The organism is Rhodococcus sp. GB-02 (genome assembly GCF_053470465.1).
On the sequence record NZ_JBPUKE010000003.1, the window covers coordinates 790,651 to 809,828 of the forward strand.

Consider the following 19,178-nt stretch of genomic DNA (forward strand, 5'->3'; position numbering starts at 1 on the left):
TTCACGGCTAGGTCACCGGTATCACTGAATCGTCAGCAAGCGCGACCGAGAGCACTCCGTCGCGAATCAGCACCGGCACAGGCGCCAGATGCTCGGAGCCGGTGCCCACCCGTGCTCCCGCTCCGTAAACACTGAAGTGAGCAGAGCACGTCGGACAGGTGAGGACGGCGGCGTCTCGGGCAGGTCGGCCCATCATGCGTTCGAGCACAGCCCCCGCCATCGAGTGCTCACACACTGGGCAGTGGTCGCGATACGCGTACAGATCGTCACCGGAGCGACAGACCAACAGATCGGTGCCCGATACCCGGAACCCCGCGACCTCACCCACGTCGACTTCGGCAAATTCGGGGACCTCCACCCAGTGCGCACCTCCGCCGTCGGCGTGTACGTGCGAGAACAGGGACTCGACCGAGATCACACCCGACCTCACCTCGTGCGGGTCAGGTGTTTCGACGTCGATTCCGGTGGTCTCGGGTGCCGCCGCCTGCACCGCATCCTGGACGGCGGTTTCGAGGGTGACCGACGACGAAGGGCAACTGTTACAGCTCCCGAGCAGACGGAGCCGCACGACTCCATTCGCCACCTCGATCAGTTCGACGTCGCCGCCGTGCGAGCCGAGGTACGGACGCACGCTGTCGAGCGCAGTACGGACGCGCGTCTCCACGTCGTGCGGGTGAAGTCCGTGCACCAATAGGAGGCTGGACACCAGATCGTCACGAACCATCGCATCCATCGTGGCCGGATCCGCCAGCGCGACGGTGCGTTCGAGTGCTGCGCCGTACAACTGCACGACTTCACGCACCAGTTGCTCGGCGCGATCTCTGGCCACCGGGCCTGCACCGGCATTGGCCTGCAACAACGTCTCGATGCGCTCACCTGCTCCGCGCCAGTAGTCGGCCGATTGCTCCATCGATCACTCCCCGGTCACGGACTGCGTCGGAGAGTGCAACTTCTCCAGGGTCTTACCGCCGCCGAGATACATGTGAACACCACACGGCAGACAGGGATCGAAACTACGCACGGTCCGCATGATGTCGATGCCCTTGAAGTGGTCTCGATCGTTCTCCTCGAAGATCGGCTGACCCTGCACGGCATCCTCGTACGGACCGGGGGTTCCGTAGCTGTCGCGCGGGCTCGCATTCCACGGGGTCGGTGGGTACGGGTGATAGTTCGCGATCTTGCCGTCACGAATCACCATGTGATGTGAGAGAACTCCGCGGACGGCTTCGGTGAATCCGCAACCGATTCCCTCGTCCGGAACCTCGAACGACTCCCACGTCTTGGTGCGGCCGGCCCGGATCTCGACAAGCGCCTTCTCTGCGAAGTGAAGGGCAGCCGCTGCTGCGTATGCCTGGAAATACGTTCGCGCACGGTTTCTTTCGAGAGTGTTGCTGCCATGTTCTGGAATCTTCCACTCGAGCGAGACGGGACCTTTCAGTGCTGTTTTCGGAAGATTGATCTTCACACTGTGTCCGGTCGACTCGAGGTATCCGATGTCGACCAGGCCGGCAAGAGCGGTGCTCCACAGACGAGCCAATGCTCCCCCGCCGGTGTCCAGAGCGAGGTTGTCTTTTCCATCGAACCATCGCGGTGACATGACCCAGCTGTACTTGTCCTCGAGATTACGCTTCTGCGGATGTGGGTTGGTGTGTTGATTCCACGGGTGCCTGCGATCGACCGGGTTACCCAGCGGATCGGTTTTGACGAACATCTCCTGATCACTCCAGTCCTCGTAATACGAGGACCCCAGCATGATTCGGATACCGAGGTTGATGTCCACCAGATCCGTGGTGACCAACTTTCCGTCGACAACCACACCGGGAGTGACAAACATCTTCCGGCCCCAGTCGGTCATGTCCTTGTACGAGAAATTGCAGTACTCGGGGTCTTGGAACGAACCCCAACAACCCAGCAAGGTCCGCCGCAGGCCTACCTTTTCGTAGCCAGGCAACGCCTCGTAGAAGAAGTCGAACAGGTCGTCGTGCATGGGCACGACCTTCTTCATGAATTCGACGTACCGCATCAGCCGCGACATGTAGTCCGTCATCAGTTCGATCGTCGCGACCGTGCCGACGCCACCGGGATAGAGCGTCGACGGGTGAACGTGCCTACCCTCCATCAGGCAGAACATTTCACGGGTCGAACGCGAGACTTGCAACGCTTCGCGATAGAACTCACCCGTGAACGGATTGAGAGTCCTCATTATGTCGGCGATCGTGCGATAACCATGCTGGTCCTCGTGCGGGCAGCGCGTGTTCTCCGCCTGCGCCAGCACACCGGGATTCGTCTCGGAGACCATCTTCTCGCAGTAGTCGACCGCGACCAGATTCTCCTGAAAGATGTTGTGGTCGAACATGTACTCGGCGGCCTCGCCGAGATTGACGATCCACTCGCCCAGATGCGGCGGCTTGACGCCGTACGCCATGTTCTGTGCGTAGCACGAGCACGTGGCGTGATTGTCACCGCAGATGCCGCAGATGCGACTGGTGATGAAATGCGCGTCGCGCGGGTCCTTCCCCTTCATGAACAGGGAATACCCACGAAAGATCGACGACGTGCTGTGGCACTCCACCACTTCGCGATTGGCGAAGTCGATCTTGGTGTAGATGCCCAGGCTGCCGACGATTCGGGTGATGGGGTCCCACGCCATCTCGACAAGACCGTCGCGGTCCGCAGTCGAGGTGGGTTCGGGAACGATGGCCGTCATTGCAGTGCCTCCCAGAGACGTTGCTCACGAACTGATTTGAATGTATCCGGTCAGTCACCACGTACGCGTTGCACCGGTGAGCAACTTCGACCCGCGCTCGCGCCAGTGCGGTTCCTTGTCCAACGTGTGGCCGGTAATCCGGCGCAGACTGTGAATCACGGACCCGTACATTCCCACCGCTTTGGTGGAGAGTTTGCCGCCGGGCGGTTCATCCATGAACGGCATGAACTTGTCGGGGAATCCCGGCATCGTGCACCCGATGCAGATCCCGCCGACGTTGGGACACCCGCCAACGCCGTTGATCCAACCGCGTTTGGGGACATTGCATTTCACGACCGGTCCCCAACACCCGAGTTTGACGATGCACTTCGGTGACCCGTACTCCGTCGCGAACTCGCCCTGCTCGTAGTACCCGCCACGGTCACAGCCCTCGTGAACGGTGGCACCGAAAAGCCACTGCGGGCGGAGGGATTCATCCAAGGGAATCATCGGCGCCTGATCAGTGGCCATGTACAGAAGATAGGTCAGGGTCTCGGAGAGGTTGTCCGGTTGAATGGGACACCCGGGAACGCACACGATCGGGATGCCCGCCTTCGATTTCCAGCTCCACCCGAGATAGTCCGGCACACCCATCGCACCGGTCGGATTGCCGGCCATCGCATGTATTCCGCCGTAGGTCGCGCACGTGCCGACTGCAACTACCGCAGTGGCTTTCGGTGCCAGCTTGTCGAGCCATTCGCTCGTGGTGACCGGTTGGCCGGTTTCGCGATTGTTCCCGAAGCCACACCAGTACCCTTCGTCGTGGAGTTTCTCGTTCGGTATCGATCCTTCGACAACAAGAACAAAGGGTTCCAATTCTCCCCGGTCGGCTTTCCAGAACCACTCCAGGAAATCGTCAGCGCCACCTTGCGGTCCGCATTCGAAGTCGATGAGCGGCCAGTGAACCGCTACCTGAGGCAGGCCGGGCAACGCACCGAGCGCGATCTCCTCGATACTGGGTTGCGTGGCAGCAGTCAGCGCCACCGAATCACCGTCGCAACTGAGCCCGGCATTGATCCACAGCACGTGAATCAAGGTTTCTTCCGCTTTCGCCGCTGCGCTTCGGGAGGTCGCTGCGCTTTCGGAGGCAGGTTCCGCCGTGGTGCCAGCAGTCGATTTTTGTGTGTCCATGTCAGCAGCTTTCACGGGTGCACTTGCGCCTTGACTCTCAGCGCCGCGACTGGCCTGACACGCTATGACCTCGAAACCCAAAGGCTTCGAATTGCCGCGGCACCGAAACGCTGACGCCACCGGAGTCGAACCTCGACCCACTTGCGTGGCACCCACTCATTTCATTAACTACCGGAGCAGTTCAGTTGTCAACGGCCAGCGGAGAAATCGCCGAACGACTACCGATCCACTCATACCACTCGTCCATGCCCTCACCTGTCGTAGCAGACAAAACAACCACGCGCACAGCCGGATTGAGGATTTTCGCCTGCGCGACACAGGCCTCGACGTCGAACTCGACGTATGGGAGCAAGTCGATCTTGTTGATAACCACCAGGTCCGCGACGGCAAAGATGTGCGGGTACTTTTTCGGCTTGTCATCCCCCTCCGGCGTCGAAATTAGGACAACCTTGCCTTCCTCTCCCAGGTCGAAGAGTGCGGGGCACACCAGGTTTCCGACGTTTTCGATCAGAAGCAGCGACTTGTCTGCGGGATCCAGGGCGCGTAGTGCGCGGTCGATCATCTCCGCGTCGAGGTGACATCCGGCCCCGGTGTTCACCTGGACCACCGACGCACCGGTCTCGCGAATCCGTTCGGCATCGAGCCGGGTTTCCTGGTCACCTTCGATCACTGCGACAGGTCGTTGCCGTTCGAGTTCCCGGATCGTTCGCGCCAGCAACGTCGTCTTCCCCGCGCCGGGCGAACTCATGATGTTGAGCGCCGTGATTCCGTGCGCCCGCATCCACTCACGATTGTGAAGTGCGATGCCGTCATTCTTGGCAAGTACCTGCTGCTCGAGAATCACAGTGTGGTCGGCGTGGCCGTGCTCATGGTCATGCCCGTGACCGTGCCCATGACCGTGTTCCTGCTCGTGTTCTCCGTCAGCGACTACCGACACCCGAGGTCCTGTGGTGTCCCCACACCCACACGTCGCGCACATGCTCAGCTCACTTCCATCGACAGGATCCGCAACTCTCGGCCGGCAAGCACCTCGACATCAGCACTGCCGCATGTACACAGCAAGAACATGTCTGGCGGCGAGAACGTCACGCCGCAGCTTTTGCATCGCGCGCTGGTTGCAATTTGATCGATGTGCAAGCTGGCACCTTCGGCGTGAGTACCCGCAGTGACGACGTCGAAGCAAAACAACAGAGAGTGTGGAACCACCGCGCAGAGTTGCCCTACTTCAAGCCGCACGCTCGATACCCGTCGCTCGCCGGCACGCTCACACACCGCTTCGACCACACTCTGCGCAATAGACAACTCGTGCACGGTGAAACCCACGATTCGTGATCCGGGAACCTCCCTTCCACGATAAGCACCAACGGTCGCTGTACGTAACCCGTACATGAAAACAGGCTGCGATCCGCAACTAGTTGCGGATCGCAGCCTGTTTTCAGCGTTATTCGTGTGACGAACGCCGGCGAGAAGGATTACGGGTTCGGAACCGGCACCTTCGCCGTCGTGGTCGTCGACGTCGCTGTTGTTGTCGGGGGCACCGTCGTCGCATCCGTGGCCGCTAGCGGTGTGGTCGGAACGGTCGACGTCGGCGTCACTGCCGCCGAACCTGTCGGAGTGGCGACCGCTCCCGATGTGACCGACGCCGATCCTGCCGCAGGCACCTGTGACGTGGTTGCGGGCGCTCCAGCAGATCCCGTGGAGCCAGTGGTCCCGGCCGGTGCCTGACCGGTTCCGGCGCCTTCAGCCACCGCGGCATCGCCTTCCGCATTGCCGTCAGCCATGTATGCATCGACGGCGGCGGTGATCTGTTCGGGGGTCGGCTTCGCCGTAGCGTCGACGGGCTTTCCCTCCTTCGCCTGTTGAGCGAGGTAGGTGAGCCAGGCTGCTGCGTACTGAGCTGAAGTCAACGGTTTGCCGTTGGCCGCATCCGCATCACGCCAGTAATCGAAGTGGTGTCCGACATCCGGAGCGAGTGTCTGCTGGTAGGGGTCGCTCAGGATCACGGGAATCGTGTTCTGGTTGGTAGCGATGAGACCGACGATCTCCTTGAAGAGCTTCTGCGGCAGATATGCCAGCGGAGACACCTTGTCGGTAGACACCGTCTCGCCATCGGCTACCGGTGCCGGCGCGGGTGTTTTACCGGGCTTGTACCCCGGATCCGACACCTTGAGCATCACCTGAAGGAACGTCTCGTCACTCTGCATCCAGTTGGGATTGGACGAAATGTCTGCGAACGCCTCGAAGACGACCTGGCCGAATACCACCGCGACGTCCTGACCGGTGGCCGGGTTCAAACCCTGCGATTCGAGCTGGTCGATGTTCAATTGCCGACCGACATTTGCCGCCAAGATCAACAGGGAGATGTTGCTGGGAGCCGAGCAGGTGAAGTCACCGTCCGAGCAGAAGGACGCGACCTTGCCGTTCAGCTTGCCGAAACCTCCAGCAGTGTCGGGGAGAACACCTTCGCCGGGTGTCGCGGAGGTGCCGTCCTGGTACTTCGTATCGAAGTTGTTCGGGTTCGTGAACGGATTCTTGGCACCGAGGAACGTTCCGTCGCCGGCTTCACGGCCTGCATCCGCCAGCATGACCACAGCGACAACCTTGTCCGGGTCGACCCCGAACTCGTTGTTCTCCTGCGTACCGATGTCCTTCGCCACGCGACGCACCACATCGGCGCCTTCGCTGTACCCGACGATCGAGAACTGAGTCTTCGGGCATTCCTTGGCGATGGCACTCATCACGGACTGCGTGTTTGCAGCGCCGGCAGCGACGGCGTCCTCGTAGGACGCCATGTTGGCCGGGTACGCGATGTACACAGCCGCGTAAGAGCCGGGTTTGTTCGCGTTGACGGAGCCTGCCGGGTTGATCACCTGGTCGACGCGTTCACTCTTGTAGTCACCGGACAGGGCGGCCGGAAGGGGCTTCCCGTCGGCTCCCAGCAACATCTTCACCGTCGAAGCGTCCGGTGTGTCGTGTCGACCTGCAACCGCGATGCTCACCATGTCGTGGCACTCGGTGACCGAAGACGTCAATTGTGTCTCGATCGTGCGTGACTCCGGAGAATCCACGGCAACTGCGACCGCCACCAACGCGGCCACGCCGAGCGCTGCGGGCGCTAGTGCACCCGCCAGTATTCGATGTCGCGAAAAGAACCCACGAACCGGCATATCTTCTCCCCAATCAGCTTTTGGAAAACGTACGACCGACCCCCGGGGCGTCACGCAACGTCATTCGAGTAGTCGTCCAGTACGAAAGAAGCGTTACAGGAGGTAACGATTTTCAGTCGAAAACTATGACCTGTCGGATTGCTTTTCCGTCCGCAAGTTCGTCCATACCGGAATTGATGTCGGCCAATTCGATGCGCGAGGAGATCAGCTTCTCGACCGGTAGCTTCCCGTCCCGCCACAACTGCGCGTAGATCGGGATGTCGCGAGCCGGGACTGCGGATCCGAGGTAGCTGCCGATGATGGTCCGCGCTTCGGCGACCAGCCCGAGAGGTGAGATCGACGAGCGCGCGTCAGGCGCCGGCAACCCGACCGTGACGGTCGTGCCACCCGCTGCCGTCGCAGCCACCGCGGTCTCGAATGCCCGAGCATTTCCGGCAGCCTCGACGACGATGTCTGCGCGGACACCGCTCTCGGTCAACCCGGACGGTGTGAAGACCTCGGTCGCGCCCAATTCCAGGGCCTGGGCCAACTTCGACTCCAGCGCGTCGACGCCGATGACGTTCTCGACCCCGAGTGCGCGGGCCGTCAGAATTGCGGCCATCCCGACTCCGCCCAAGCCGACCACCATTACCGTGTCGGCCGGGCGAGGCCTGGCCGCATTGAGCAGCGCTCCCCCGCCGGTCAACACAGCGCACCCGAGGACGGCTGCGATCTCCGCCGGGATGTCGTCGTCGACAGCAACCACCGACTTGGCGTTGACCACTGCATGCGTCGCGAAACCCGAAACGCCGAGGTGATGCTTGACGTCCTCACCGGAACGCCTGAGCCGCTGCGCGCCGCCGAGCAGACTGCCGTCGTTGTTGGCGGCGCTGCCCACCGTGCAAGGCATCCGGCCGTCAGTGCCGCATCCCGCGCATTCACCGCACCGCGGAAGAAAAGTCATCACGACGCGGGTGCCCACCGACAACGAATCAACTCCGTCGCCGAGTTCGATGATTCGACCTGCCGCCTCATGGCCCAACAACATCGGCACTGGGCGTACGCGATTCCCGTCGACCACGGAGAGGTCGGAGTGACAAAGCCCGGCAGCTTCGATCTTGACCAGGATCTCGCCGGGGCCCGGGGATTCGAGATCAAGCTCCGAAATCGAAATCGGGGTCGATTCCGCAAAGGGACGCTCCCGGCCGATCTCTTCGAGCACTGCACCACGGATCTTCAACTGCACACCCCGATTTCGATTTGTTCGAACTACTTGCCCACGATCCCGCGTACCGACGCGGGGAGATCACGAACCCGCTTGTACGGGCCGACGACGGCGGCTGCAAACGGCCTCGTCAAAAGTACCTGCGCCACCTCGAGCACCTCTTCGGAGGTGACTGCGTCAATGGTCGCGAGCGTCTGCGCAACACTGCGATGGTTGCCGTAGTTCAGTTCACTGCGACCGATACGGTTCATGCGTGAGCCTGAATCTTCCAGTGCCAGAACCAATCCGCCGCGCAGCGATCCCTTGGCGCGGGCGATCTCGGCATCGGTGATTCCGTCCGTCGCCACGTTCGCGAGTACCTCGCGGATCACTGTGGCAACCTCCCCGAGGTTCTCCGGCTGGCAACCTGCATACACGGAGAACGCTCCGGTGTCCGCGAAGGTGTCGACGCCGGAGTAGACGGAGTACGCAAGCCCGCGCTTCTCCCGAATCTCTTGGAACAGACGAGAACTCAGCCCACCGCCCACTGCGGCGTTGAGCACCGACAGCGCCCAGCGATGGCCCTCGTGCCGGCCGAACGCGCGTACCCCGAGCGCAAGGTGGACCTGCTCGCTGTCGCGGTGGGTCAAGCTCAGTTCAGGCATCGTTCGCAAACGCAGAGTGCCTTCGCGCCGCGGCGCCGGCTTGACCCCGCGCTCGAGATGTCCGGCAAATGCACGGCGAGCGAGCGTCACAACCTGCTTGTGGTCGACGTTTCCCGCCACGGCCAGCACCATCCGCTGCGGTGTGTAACGCCGAACATGGAAGGAATGCAACTGATTGCGCGACATCGACTCGATCGATTCGACGCTACCGATGATCGGGCGGCCGACAGGATGATCGCCGAACAACGCGGTCAGGAACGCGTCGCCGAGCAAGTCTTCCGGATCGTCGTCACGCATTGCGATCTCTTCGAGCACTACTTGCCGCTCGACGTCGACGTCCGCGGTTCTGCAACGCCCGCGCAGCACGACGTCGGCGACAAGGTCCACCGCCATCGGCAGGTCGTCGTCGATCACGTGCGCGTAGAAACAGGTGTGTTCCTTCGACGTGAACGCATTGAGTTCGCCGCCCACACCATCCATGACCTGCGCGATGTCCAACGCAGTCCGTGACGGCGTCGACTTGAACAGCAGGTGCTCGAGAAAATGCGCGGCACCGGCCACACTCGGCTGCTCGTCGCGGGAGCCGACTCCGACCCACACGCCGACGGAGGCCGAACGCACACCGGGGATGAATTCGGTGACGACGCGCAGCCCGCCGGGAAGGACCGTGCGCTGCACTCCCGATTCAGGAGACTTCGCATCGATCGGCGATTTCAGCACAGCGCTGCGGCTGCGCGTGGTGTTGGGAGTGGTCTTTGCCATGAAAAGGTTCAGCAGTCCTCGGTACAAGTGGTGAATCAGGTATCTACAGGCTCGTGTCTACAGACAGTACAGATGCGGCCCCGCACGGAAATCCGCGCGGGGCCGCATCAGAGTACGAAGTGAGATCTACTCGGAAGCAGCCTCGTCGGCGGCCGGAGCGGCAGCCTCGTCGTTGCCCTCTTCGACCGGGATCAGCGAGATCTTGCCGCGAGCATCGATGTCGGCGATCTCGACGCGGATCTTGGATCCGACGTTGACCACGTCTTCGACCTTGGCAATGCGCTTACCGCTGCCCAGCTTCGAGATGTGCACCAGTCCGTCGCGTCCCGGCAGGAGCGAAACGAAGGCACCGAAGGCAGTGGTCTTGACGACCGTGCCCAGGAACCGCTCGCCGACCTTGGGGAGCTGCGGGTTGGCAATGGCGTTGATCATGTCGATCGCGGCCTGTGCAGACGGTCCATCGGTGGCGCCGACGAACACGGTGCCGTCGTCCTCGATGGAGATGCTGGCACCGGTCTGCTCGGTGATGGAGTTGATCATCTTGCCCTTGGGGCCGATGACCTCACCGATCTTGTCGACGGGGACCTTGATGGCCGTCACGCGGGGAGCGAACGGGCTCATCTCGTCCGGGGTGTCGATGGCCTCGGCCATGACCTCGAGGATCGTGGTCCGGGCGTCCTTCGCCTGCGACAGCGCGCCGGCGAGAACCTTGGACGGGATGCCGTCGAGCTTCGTATCGAGCTGCAGAGCCGTGACGAAGTCCTTGGTGCCTGCGACCTTGAAGTCCATGTCACCGAAGGCATCTTCGGCGCCGAGGATGTCGGTCAGAGCCACGTAACGGGTTTCACCGTCGACCTGGTCGGAAACCAGACCCATGGCGATACCGGCAACCGGAGCACGCAGCGGCACACCGGCGTTGAGCAGTGCGAGCGTGGAAGCACACACCGAGCCCATCGAGGTGGAGCCGTTGGAGCTCAGAGCCTCGGAGACCTGGCGAATTGCGTACGGGAACTCTTCGACGCTGGGCAGAACCGGCATGAGAGCGCGCTCGGCGAGTGCACCGTGACCGATTTCGCGACGCTTCGGCGAACCGACGCGGCCCGTCTCACCGGTGGAGTACGGCGGGAAGTTGTAATGGTGCATGTAGCGCTTGCTGGTCTCGGGACCGAGCGAGTCGACCTGCTGCGCCATCTTGACCATGTCGAGAGTGGTGACACCCAGGATCTGGGTCTCGCCGCGCTCGAACAGTGCGGAGCCGTGTGCGCGCGGGATGATCGCAACCTCGGCAGACAGCGAACGGATGTCCGTGACGCCGCGACCGTCGATGCGGAACTGATCGCGCAGGATGCGCTGGCGAACCAGCTTCTTGGTGAGCGAGCGGAACGCTGCTCCCAGTTCCTTCTCGCGGCCTTCGAAGTTCGGTGCAACCTGCTCGAGAACCTCGACCTTGACCTCGTCGGTCTTGTCGTCGCGTTCCTGCTTGCCGGCGATTGTCAGTGCGGCATTGAGCTTTTCGGATGCAGCGGCCTCGACGGCAGCAAATACGTCGTCCTGGTACGCCGGGAAGACCGGGTAGTCACCCGTGGGCTTTGCAGCCTTGGATGCCAGTGCTGCCTGTGCAGCGCACAGGCGTGCGATGAACGGCTTGGCGGCCTCGAGGCCTTCGGCGACGATGGCCTCGGTCGGTGCCTGAGCGCCGTCGGCGATCTTCGCGATGACGTTGTCGGTGGCCTCGGCCTCGACCATCATGATCGCGACGTCGGCGTTGTCACCGCTGCCGGACACGACGCGGCCGGCGACGACCATGTCGAAGACGGCGTTCTCGAGCTGATCGACCGTCGGGAATGCAACCCACTGGCCGGCCTTGTTGTCCTCGGAGACGATGAGTGCAACACGCACGCCACCGACGGGTCCGGAGAACGGCAGGCCCGCGATCTGCGTCGACGCGGAAGCGGCGTTGATAGCCACGACGTCGTACAGATCCTGAGGGTTGAGGCTCATGACCGTGACGACGACCTGGATCTCGTTACGGAGACCGTCGACGAACGACGGGCGCAGCGGCCGGTCGATGAGGCGGCAGGTCAGGATCGCGTCGGTGGAAGGGCGTCCCTCACGACGGAAGAACGAACCGGGGATGCGGCCCGCTGCGTACATGCGCTCTTCGACGTCCACCGTCAGGGGGAAGAAGTCGAAGTGCTCCTTGGGGTGCTTGCTGGCGCTCGTGGCGGACAGCAGCATGGTCTCGTCGTCCAGGTAAGCGACGACGGCGCCGGCGGCCTGCTGAGCAAGGCGTCCGGTCTCGAAACGGATGGTGCGGGTACCGAAAGACCCGTTGTCGATCACGGCGGTGGATTCGAACACGCCTTCGTCGACCTCTACTACGGAATTGTCTGTCATTCTTTTCTCTTCACTTCCCTCTCGTCTTCGCCGTACCCGCGCGGGCGTGTCCACCCTCCTGGTGGAAACTGCGCACCGAGGGACGTCCCCCTCTTGAATTGCAGACGCTCCTGCTATGCGAGCGATTTCTGCTTCGGGACGTCACGACGTTCGGGCGGCCGTCGATCGAAGTCCGCCGGAGCTTTCGGGCACTTGCCCGGTCCGGAGAACCACTACCGACAACCGACACCACGTTCTCTGGTGCATACGGTGTGCTGACTGCGCACTGCACAACTGCGCATAGACAACTGTGCATGTGCGCCGACAGCGGAAACTGCCTTGCGGCAGCTAACGCCGAAAGCCAGCGAAGCCCAGTATATGCGTGGCTTCGCCGGCTGACGGAGTGTTCGGCAAACCGAAGCGTGCCGTATTGCTTTCGATCAGCGTCGTAGGAAAAATCTAGCGACGCAGGCCGAGACGCTCGATGAGCGTGCGGTAGCGAGCGACGTCAGTCTTTGCCACGTACTTCAGCAGACGACGACGGCGACCGACCATCAAGAGCAGTCCACGACGCGAGTGGTGGTCATGCTTGTGGGTCTTGAGGTGCTCGGTGAGATCGGTGATGCGCTTGGTGAGCATTGCCACCTGAGCTTCGGGCGATCCCGTGTCGGTCTCGTGCAAGCCGTACTCGCCGAGAACGACCTTCTTTTCTTCCGTGGTCAATGCCACTTGATTCACTCCTGTAATGACGTTTGCGTGAAAGGAACTAGATCGGGCGCGGCCACCGCAAACCGCAGCACGCACCGAGAGAAGATCCTACCAGCAGTAATGCGGCGCATTCGCACGCCTACAGCGAATGTGGCCGCCGCCACTAACGCTGCGCTCTGCGCTCAACCCACGCTGCGCTCTGCGTCCTCACTCAAGATTTCGCGAGCACGGTCGACGTCCCGGTTCATCGCCGTGACGAGCGACTCGATCGAGTCGAACTTCTCCATCCCGCGAATCCGCGAAACCAGGTCGACCGCGACATGTTGCCCGTACAGGTCGGCTTCGGTGTCGAGTACGTACGCCTCGACGGTTCGGGTCCGGCCGGAGAAGGTCGGATTGGTCCCTACAGACACTGCGGCTTGATATCGACGACCGGGAACGACAGTTCCGAGTTCCTCACCGGCGCCGAGCACCGTGAACCACGCTGCGTACACACCGTCGGCCGGAATGGCCGAAAACATCGGCGGTGCAACGTTGGCCGTCGGGAATCCCAACTCGCGTCCACGCTTGTCACCGTGCACGACTACACCTTCGACACGATGCGGACGCCCGAGAGCTTCGGTAGCCGCTTCCATGTCGCCCGCGTCGACGCAGGAGCGGATGTAGGTGGACGAGAAGGTCACCGCGTGCTCGGCGAGCAGCTGGACGCCGTCGACGGCAAAGCCGAAACGAGCGCCCATCTCACGCAGAAGATCAACGTTTCCGAGCGCCTTCTTGCCGAAGGTGAAGTTGTCGCCCACCACCACCTCGGCGACATGCAAGCGTTCGACGAGAATTTCGTGGACATAGCGCTCGGGCGTCAGCTTCATGAAATCAGCGGTGAACGGCATCACGCAGAAGACGTCGATGCCCAGATCCTGAGCCAATTCCGCACGCCGTTGCAGCGTCGTCAACTGGGCTGGATGACTACCCGGCCGCACAACCTCCATGGGATGCGGGTCGAACGTCATCAACACGCTCGGAACACCACGTTTGCGGGCAGCGGTAACCGCTCTCGCTATCAATTGGGCATGCCCACGATGCACACCGTCGAACACACCGATAGTGAGCACACAACGACCCCAATCGGCCGGAACTTCGTCGAGACCACGCCATCTCAGCACGATTGGCAGCCTACGGGTCCACTAGCGGCGGGTCACGTTCGGACCCGCTCAGCGAATCACCGCTGTGCTGCCGCTCACGTACGGAAGTTCCGGATTTCGTAGCCTAAGCTAAGCGTTGTGGCAGCTCACAAGACCGGAACCCCGGAAGCATCATCGGCGTCGGACAGCGACAACACTTCGGCGCACGACGCGGCAATCGACACGCTCGCGCTCTCGTCGGTGGCTCAGGACTACCTCAAGGTCATCTGGACGATCCAGGAGTGGTCCCACGAACGGGTTTCCACCAAGCTCCTGTCCGAGAAGATGAGCGTCTCGGCCTCGACCGTGTCAGAGGCCATCCGCAAACTCTCGGACCAGGGCCTGGTCGATCACGCCCGCTACGGTTCCATCGCCTTGACGGACAGCGGCCGCGCCGCTGCTGTGTCCATGGTCCGGCGCCACCGGTTGATCGAGACCTACCTGGTTCAGGAACTCGGGTACGGGTGGGACGAAGTCCACGACGAAGCCGAAGTCCTCGAACATGCCGTTTCCGATTTGATGATCTCCCGGATGGACGCCAAACTCGGCTTCCCCGAACGCGACCCACACGGTGACCCCATTCCCGCCACCGATGGTTCGGTACCGACTCCCCCGGCCCGCCAGCTCAGCGACTTCGCCAACGGCGAACGGGGCCGCGTTGCCCGGATCTCCGATTCCGATCCCGAAATGCTCCGGTACTTCGATTCCGTCGGCGTCAGTCTCGATGTCGAGATCACTGTCGAGGAGCGCCGCGATTTCGCCGGTACCGTGTCCGTGCGACTCGGCGACAGCCCGAATACCATCGACCTGGGAAGCCCAGTCGCTCAAGCAATTTGGCTCGTCTAACCGCTCAGAGCGGCAGCCGGTATCGACGTTCCACCGGCCGGACGCCGTCAGTCCGCGTCCAGTCGGCGAGCCTCTCGTCGACGTACACCCAACCTCGACGCTCGTACAGCACGATCGCCGGCAGAGCGTCGTCGACGACGTCGAGCACCAGTCCCAACCGACGGTCGACGGCAAAATCCGTCACGGCGTCAAGTAGTGCACCACTGAGGCCGTTTCCGCGTGAACCGGGATGAACGAATAGTCGCGACACGGCTATCGTGCCCGCAGCAGTGGGCGCACCTCCGAGCGAGCTGTCGAGGGCGACATGGCCGACAACACGGCCGTGACTCTCACCGACCCACGCCTTCACCAGAGTTGGCGAACTGAGCCAACGTCGTGGAATCTTCGGCCATGTGTCCGGATAACCGTCGCGCTCGTGAACCTGCGCCAGCGCATCGACGCAACCGTCGAGGTCGCTTTCGACACGCTCGCGAACGATCATCCGCGCAGCGTCGCCGGCCGCACAACCATTACCGAACTGGCGCGTCGACCCTTCTCCTGCAAGAGCGCGATCGTGTGACCCGTGGGATCGATGGCCGCACAGATCCCCTTCATCCCGATCGGCTCGAGCCAACGACCCTGACTGATCGCCTCGGCTTCCTCCGCCGTGATCTGCCGATGTGGAAAGGCCGTCTGCGCGGCCTGATCGATGTCGAGGCTCACATCCGGCTGTTCTGCGAGATCTTCGAGCGTGCGCGCATGTTCGAGAGTGAACGGCCCGACGCGGGTGCGGCGCAGTGCCGTCAAATGACCGCCGACGCCCAACTCACGACCGAGATCCCGTGCGAGCGAGCGGATGTACGTACCGGACGAGCACTCCACGTCGACATCCAGATCGACAAACCCTCCCGGGACATCTCGCCGAGCCAGAACCTCGAAAGTCGAGACCGTTACCGGGCGGGGCGAGAGTTCGACGGTTTCTCCGGCTCGCACCAATGCGTGTGCGCGCTGACCGTCGACCTTGATAGCACTCACGCTCGCCGGGATCTGCTTGATGTCTCCGGTCAGCGTGGCCACGATCGCGCCGATCTCCGCGTCCGTCACCTGCGAAGCATCTGCGGAAGTCAGGACCTCACCCTCGGCGTCGTCCGTGTCCGTCGCTGCGCCGAGGCGAATGGTCGCCGAATACGCCTTGGTGGTCAGCGCCAGGAGGCCGAGCAACTTGGTCGCACGCTCCACCCCGAGAACAAGGACGCCGGTCGCCATGGGATCAAGCGTCCCGGCATGTCCCACCTTGCGGGTGTTCAACAATTTGCGGCATCGAGCGACCACGTCGTGGCTGGTGATACCCGCCTCTTTGTCGACGATCAGGATTCCGGCGCCGACAAGACCGGAGGAAGGCTTTTCACGAGCTGACACGTGTGCCGATTCTGCCAGTCGCGCTCACTGCACCGAAATTGCCGTCAGGATGAGCCCGTCCGACACTAACCACCTGCCGCCGAAAGAGGTGAGCGGCGGACCGGACGTCGCCTCACCGGGGACGAGCAGACGTGAAGTGAAAGTTCCGGAAGTGTCCGACTCCGCCTCGAACGTGATGTGGGCGTCCTCGAACCCCAGCCAACGCCCGGTAAGCGGAAACCATGCTTTGTACGTGGCTTCCTTCGCGCAGAAAAGCACTCGATCCCAATGCACCGGACCGTCGGTCTCCTGGGCACCCAGCCACGTGCGTTCCGCCTCGATGCTGACCGCGGGCAAAACCCCGTCCGGCAGCGGGCCGTGCGGTTCGGCGTCGATCCCGAGTGAGCGGACCTGCATGGAGTACGCGAGGACAGCGCCGCGGTAGCCGTCGCAATGGGCGAGGCTCCCGACCACTCCTTGCGGCCACAGCGGGGCACCACGCTCGCCGCGCATGACGGCAGCAGACGGAACACCGAGCTTGCCCATCGCCTGACGCGCAAGGTGCCGAGTAGTCACGAACTCGCGACGACGCTTCTCGACGGCGCGGCCGATCAACGCCTCCTCGCTGGGATGCGGTACCAGACCGGGCGGATCGACGAAGGCCTCGGCCGTCGCGACTCCACCGGGAAGAATCTGTTCGATCACGTAGCGATACCTCTCAGCGTCCGGCGCGCATGCGCTCGACTTCGGCTTCCTGCTCGGGCGTGACCTTGAAGTGGCCACCCCACTTGTTGAGCGTTCCCGGCGGGTACTCCGGCACGGGAAGAATCTGACGCAACAGCTTCTCCGGCAGACCGCGCCGACGCCATTCACGTGGGTATCCGAGTGAGACTTCCTCGAAGCGGACGCCGTCGTAGTACGTGGTTCGGGGAATGTGCAGGTGTCCGTACACCGAGCACACCGCGTTGTACTTCACATGCCAGTCGGCCGTCGCAGTGGTTCCGCACCACAGTGCGAACTCCGGATACATGAGCACGTCCGTCGGCTGCCGGACCATCGGGAAATGGTTCACGAGAACGGTTTTTGTGCCTTCGGGGAGCGCGTCCAGCCGTGCCTGGGTGTATTCGATTCTCGCCCGGCACCACGCATCGCGCGTTGCATAGGGCTGCGGCGAGAGTAGGAACTCGTCGGTGGCGACGACGTTCTTGTCCCGCGCGATCTCGAGCCCGTGTTCCTTGTCCCGCGCACCTGCGGGCAGGAACGAGTAGTCGTAGAGAAGGAACATCGGGACGACCGTGACCGGCCCCTCGTCTCCCTCCCAGACCGGGAACGGGTCCTCGGGCGTGATGACGTCGAGTTCGCGGCACATGTTGACCAGGTATTCGTACCGCGGCGCTCCGTGAATCTGAACCGGATCCTTGGCGGTCGTCCACAGCTCGTGGTTGCCCGGAATCCAGATGACCTTTGCGAATCGGCTGCGAAGGAGCTTCAACGCCCACCGGATGTCGTCCGTCTTCTCCGAGACGTCACCGGCGAGGATGAGCCAGTCGTCAGGCGAATCCGGAAACAGTTCTTCCGTCATCGGCTTGTTGCCGTTGTGACCGACATGAATGTCGCTCACCGCCATCAACTTTGCTGCCACGATCCCTCTGCTTCCTCAGTTGAACTTCCGCGCCTCGCCGTCGCCGGACCTGTCACTGCCCACTTGCCGGAAAACGCTCGCCACGACACTGCGACCATCCGAAGTACTACGAACACGGTAAGCCCTGCCCAAATTCCGGCCAGCCCCCAGTCGTAGGCGAGAGAGAGCCAGATCGCGGGCAGAAACCCGAGAACTGCGCAGAGCATGGTCGCGTTGCGCAGAAACACCACGTCGCCGGCACCGAGTAGAACACCGTCGAGTGCAAACACGATTCCCGCTACCGGCATGATCGCGACGAAGAACCACCACGCGATCGACATCTGACCGAGCACCTCGGCGTCAGACGTGAAGAGTCCGGGGATCACGGAGTGTCCGGCGGCGAAGAGGATCGCGAGCAACACGGCAAATACCGTCGACCATGCGGTGATCCGCCAGGTCATCTTCTTCGCCGCGGCTGCGAATCCGCCGCCGAGCGCCGCTCCGATGAGCGTCTGAGCGGCGATGGCCAAGGAATCGAGAAGGAGCGAAACCAGGTTCCACAGTTGGAGGACAACTTGGTGTGCACCCACGACGGCAGCACCGAACCTCGACGCCACTGCAGCCGCAGAGACGAAACACGCTTGGAATGCGAGGCTGCGCAGAATCAGGTCACGGCCCATCAGCATCTGCGCCCGCATGATCGCAAAATGCGGTCGGGCGGAAACCGGTTCACGAAAGAGCGCCCAAGCGAACAGGACACCTGAAACGGTCTGGCCAACCAGATTCGCGACAGCCGACCCTTCGAGTTCCATACGCGGAGCACCGAGCAAACCGTGCACGAGAATCGGGCACAAGACCGCCGAAATACCCAGGCCGACAAGGACGAACCGAAGCGGTCGCACCGTGTTCTGAACCCCGCGCATCCAGCCGTTGCCGGCCAGGGCTACCAGGATGAGTGGAACACCCAATACCGCTACCCGAAGCCAACTTTCCGCAGCCGCGGCGATGTCGGGAGTCCCGGCCACCGCCGAAGTCAGCGGGCCGGCGATCACCTGCACGATCACGACCAAGGCCAAGCCGATCGCTGCCGCCAGCCAGGTCGCCTGAACGCCCTCGCCCACCGCGTCGCGCTCGCGGCCCGCTCCGTGCAGCCGTGCCGCGCGTGCCGTCGTGCCGTATGACAAGAAGGTCAGCTGCGTACTCACCAATGACAGGATCAGACCACCGACCGCCAACCCGGCCAGCGGAAGCGCCCCGAGTCGACCGACCACGGCGATGTCGAACAACAGATAGAGGGGTTCGGCCGCCAGCACCCCGAGTGCCGGAAACGCGAGGGAAAAGATTCGTCGTCCAGTGACGTCGAAATCAGCTGCTGAAGATCCCGCCGAGGTGGCGTCGGTTTCGCTCAATGCCGC

17 protein-coding genes are annotated in these 19,178 nt (G+C 62.6%); 1 reads left to right on the forward strand and 16 read right to left on the reverse strand.

What is annotated here, in order from left to right:
• Positions 1–7: 7 nt before the first annotated feature.
• From ACSW29_RS24145 to ACSW29_RS24195, 11 genes are all read right to left on the reverse strand, one after another.
• Entirely contained in the window at positions 8–910 is a 903-nt protein-coding gene (locus tag ACSW29_RS24145; protein ID WP_448278499.1) for a NifU family protein, read from the reverse strand.
• A gap of 3 nt (positions 911–913) precedes the next feature.
• Complete coding sequence (locus ACSW29_RS24150) at positions 914–2,707, reverse strand: nickel-dependent hydrogenase large subunit (RefSeq protein ID WP_283303856.1); 1,794 nt, start codon at positions 2,705–2,707, stop codon at positions 914–916.
• A gap of 54 nt (positions 2,708–2,761) precedes the next feature.
• On the reverse strand, positions 2,762–3,877 hold the full coding sequence (locus ACSW29_RS24155) for an NADH-quinone oxidoreductase subunit B family protein (RefSeq protein WP_230813047.1): 1,116 nt from the start codon (positions 3,875–3,877) through the stop codon (positions 2,762–2,764).
• A gap of 181 nt (positions 3,878–4,058) precedes the next feature.
• Positions 4,059–4,856 (reverse strand): hydrogenase nickel incorporation protein HypB, encoded by a 798-nt coding sequence (gene hypB, locus ACSW29_RS24160; RefSeq protein WP_448278500.1) that lies wholly within the window; start codon positions 4,854–4,856, stop codon positions 4,059–4,061.
• Positions 4,857–4,858: 2 nt separating this feature from the next.
• Positions 4,859–5,188 (reverse strand): hydrogenase maturation nickel metallochaperone HypA, encoded by a 330-nt coding sequence (gene hypA, locus ACSW29_RS24165; protein WP_230813230.1) that lies wholly within the window; start codon positions 5,186–5,188, stop codon positions 4,859–4,861.
• A gap of 161 nt (positions 5,189–5,349) precedes the next feature.
• Entirely contained in the window at positions 5,350–7,044 is a 1,695-nt protein-coding gene (locus tag ACSW29_RS24170; protein ID WP_448278501.1) for a cutinase family protein, read from the reverse strand.
• 112 nt (positions 7,045–7,156) lie between these two features.
• The gene (locus ACSW29_RS24175; protein ID WP_347870854.1) at positions 7,157–8,263 is read right to left on the reverse strand and encodes an alcohol dehydrogenase catalytic domain-containing protein; all 1,107 of its coding nucleotides are present in this window, start codon (positions 8,261–8,263) and stop codon (positions 7,157–7,159) included.
• Positions 8,264–8,292: 29 nt separating this feature from the next.
• Positions 8,293–9,654 carry a M16 family metallopeptidase gene (locus tag ACSW29_RS24180; protein WP_317827800.1) on the reverse strand — a complete coding sequence of 454 codons (1,362 nt, stop codon included), beginning with the start codon at positions 9,652–9,654 and terminating at the stop codon, positions 8,293–8,295.
• Positions 9,655–9,780: 126 nt separating this feature from the next.
• Positions 9,781–12,051, reverse strand: coding sequence for a polyribonucleotide nucleotidyltransferase (locus ACSW29_RS24185; protein ID WP_230813042.1), 2,271 nt, complete (start codon positions 12,049–12,051; stop codon positions 9,781–9,783).
• Positions 12,052–12,489: 438 nt separating this feature from the next.
• On the reverse strand, positions 12,490–12,759 hold the full coding sequence (rpsO, locus tag ACSW29_RS24190; RefSeq protein ID WP_003942254.1) for a 30S ribosomal protein S15: 270 nt from the start codon (positions 12,757–12,759) through the stop codon (positions 12,490–12,492).
• A gap of 161 nt (positions 12,760–12,920) precedes the next feature.
• Entirely contained in the window at positions 12,921–13,901 is a 981-nt protein-coding gene (locus ACSW29_RS24195; protein WP_230813041.1) for a bifunctional riboflavin kinase/FAD synthetase, read from the reverse strand.
• Positions 13,902–14,018: 117 nt separating this feature from the next.
• Between ACSW29_RS24195 and ACSW29_RS24200 the strand changes: the two genes are divergently transcribed.
• Complete coding sequence (locus ACSW29_RS24200) at positions 14,019–14,765, forward strand: metal-dependent transcriptional regulator (protein ID WP_269590693.1); 747 nt, start codon at positions 14,019–14,021, stop codon at positions 14,763–14,765.
• Between the two features lie 4 nt (positions 14,766–14,769).
• Here the strand turns inward: ACSW29_RS24200 and ACSW29_RS24205 are convergent, their stop codons facing one another.
• Genes ACSW29_RS24205 through ACSW29_RS24225 form a run of 5 tightly spaced genes read right to left on the reverse strand, consistent with a single transcriptional unit; the run spans position 14,770 to position 19,172 of the window.
• Complete coding sequence (locus ACSW29_RS24205) at positions 14,770–15,246, reverse strand: GNAT family N-acetyltransferase (RefSeq protein WP_448278502.1); 477 nt, start codon at positions 15,244–15,246, stop codon at positions 14,770–14,772.
• On the reverse strand, positions 15,243–16,163 hold the full coding sequence (truB, locus tag ACSW29_RS24210; RefSeq protein ID WP_230813039.1) for a tRNA pseudouridine(55) synthase TruB: 921 nt from the start codon (positions 16,161–16,163) through the stop codon (positions 15,243–15,245). Before truB ends, ACSW29_RS24205 begins: the two co-directional genes overlap by 4 nt.
• A 24-nt stretch (positions 16,164–16,187) precedes the next feature.
• Positions 16,188–16,847 carry a 4'-phosphopantetheinyl transferase family protein gene (locus tag ACSW29_RS24215; protein WP_230813038.1) on the reverse strand — a complete coding sequence of 220 codons (660 nt, stop codon included), beginning with the start codon at positions 16,845–16,847 and terminating at the stop codon, positions 16,188–16,190.
• 13 nt (positions 16,848–16,860) lie between these two features.
• Positions 16,861–17,784, reverse strand: coding sequence for a metallophosphoesterase family protein (locus ACSW29_RS24220; RefSeq protein ID WP_317827802.1), 924 nt, complete (start codon positions 17,782–17,784; stop codon positions 16,861–16,863).
• Positions 17,769–19,172 carry an MATE family efflux transporter gene (locus ACSW29_RS24225; RefSeq protein WP_448278503.1) on the reverse strand — a complete coding sequence of 468 codons (1,404 nt, stop codon included), beginning with the start codon at positions 19,170–19,172 and terminating at the stop codon, positions 17,769–17,771. The genes ACSW29_RS24220 and ACSW29_RS24225 overlap by 16 nt, the downstream gene beginning before the upstream one ends.
• Between the last annotated feature and the right edge of the window lie 6 nt (positions 19,173–19,178).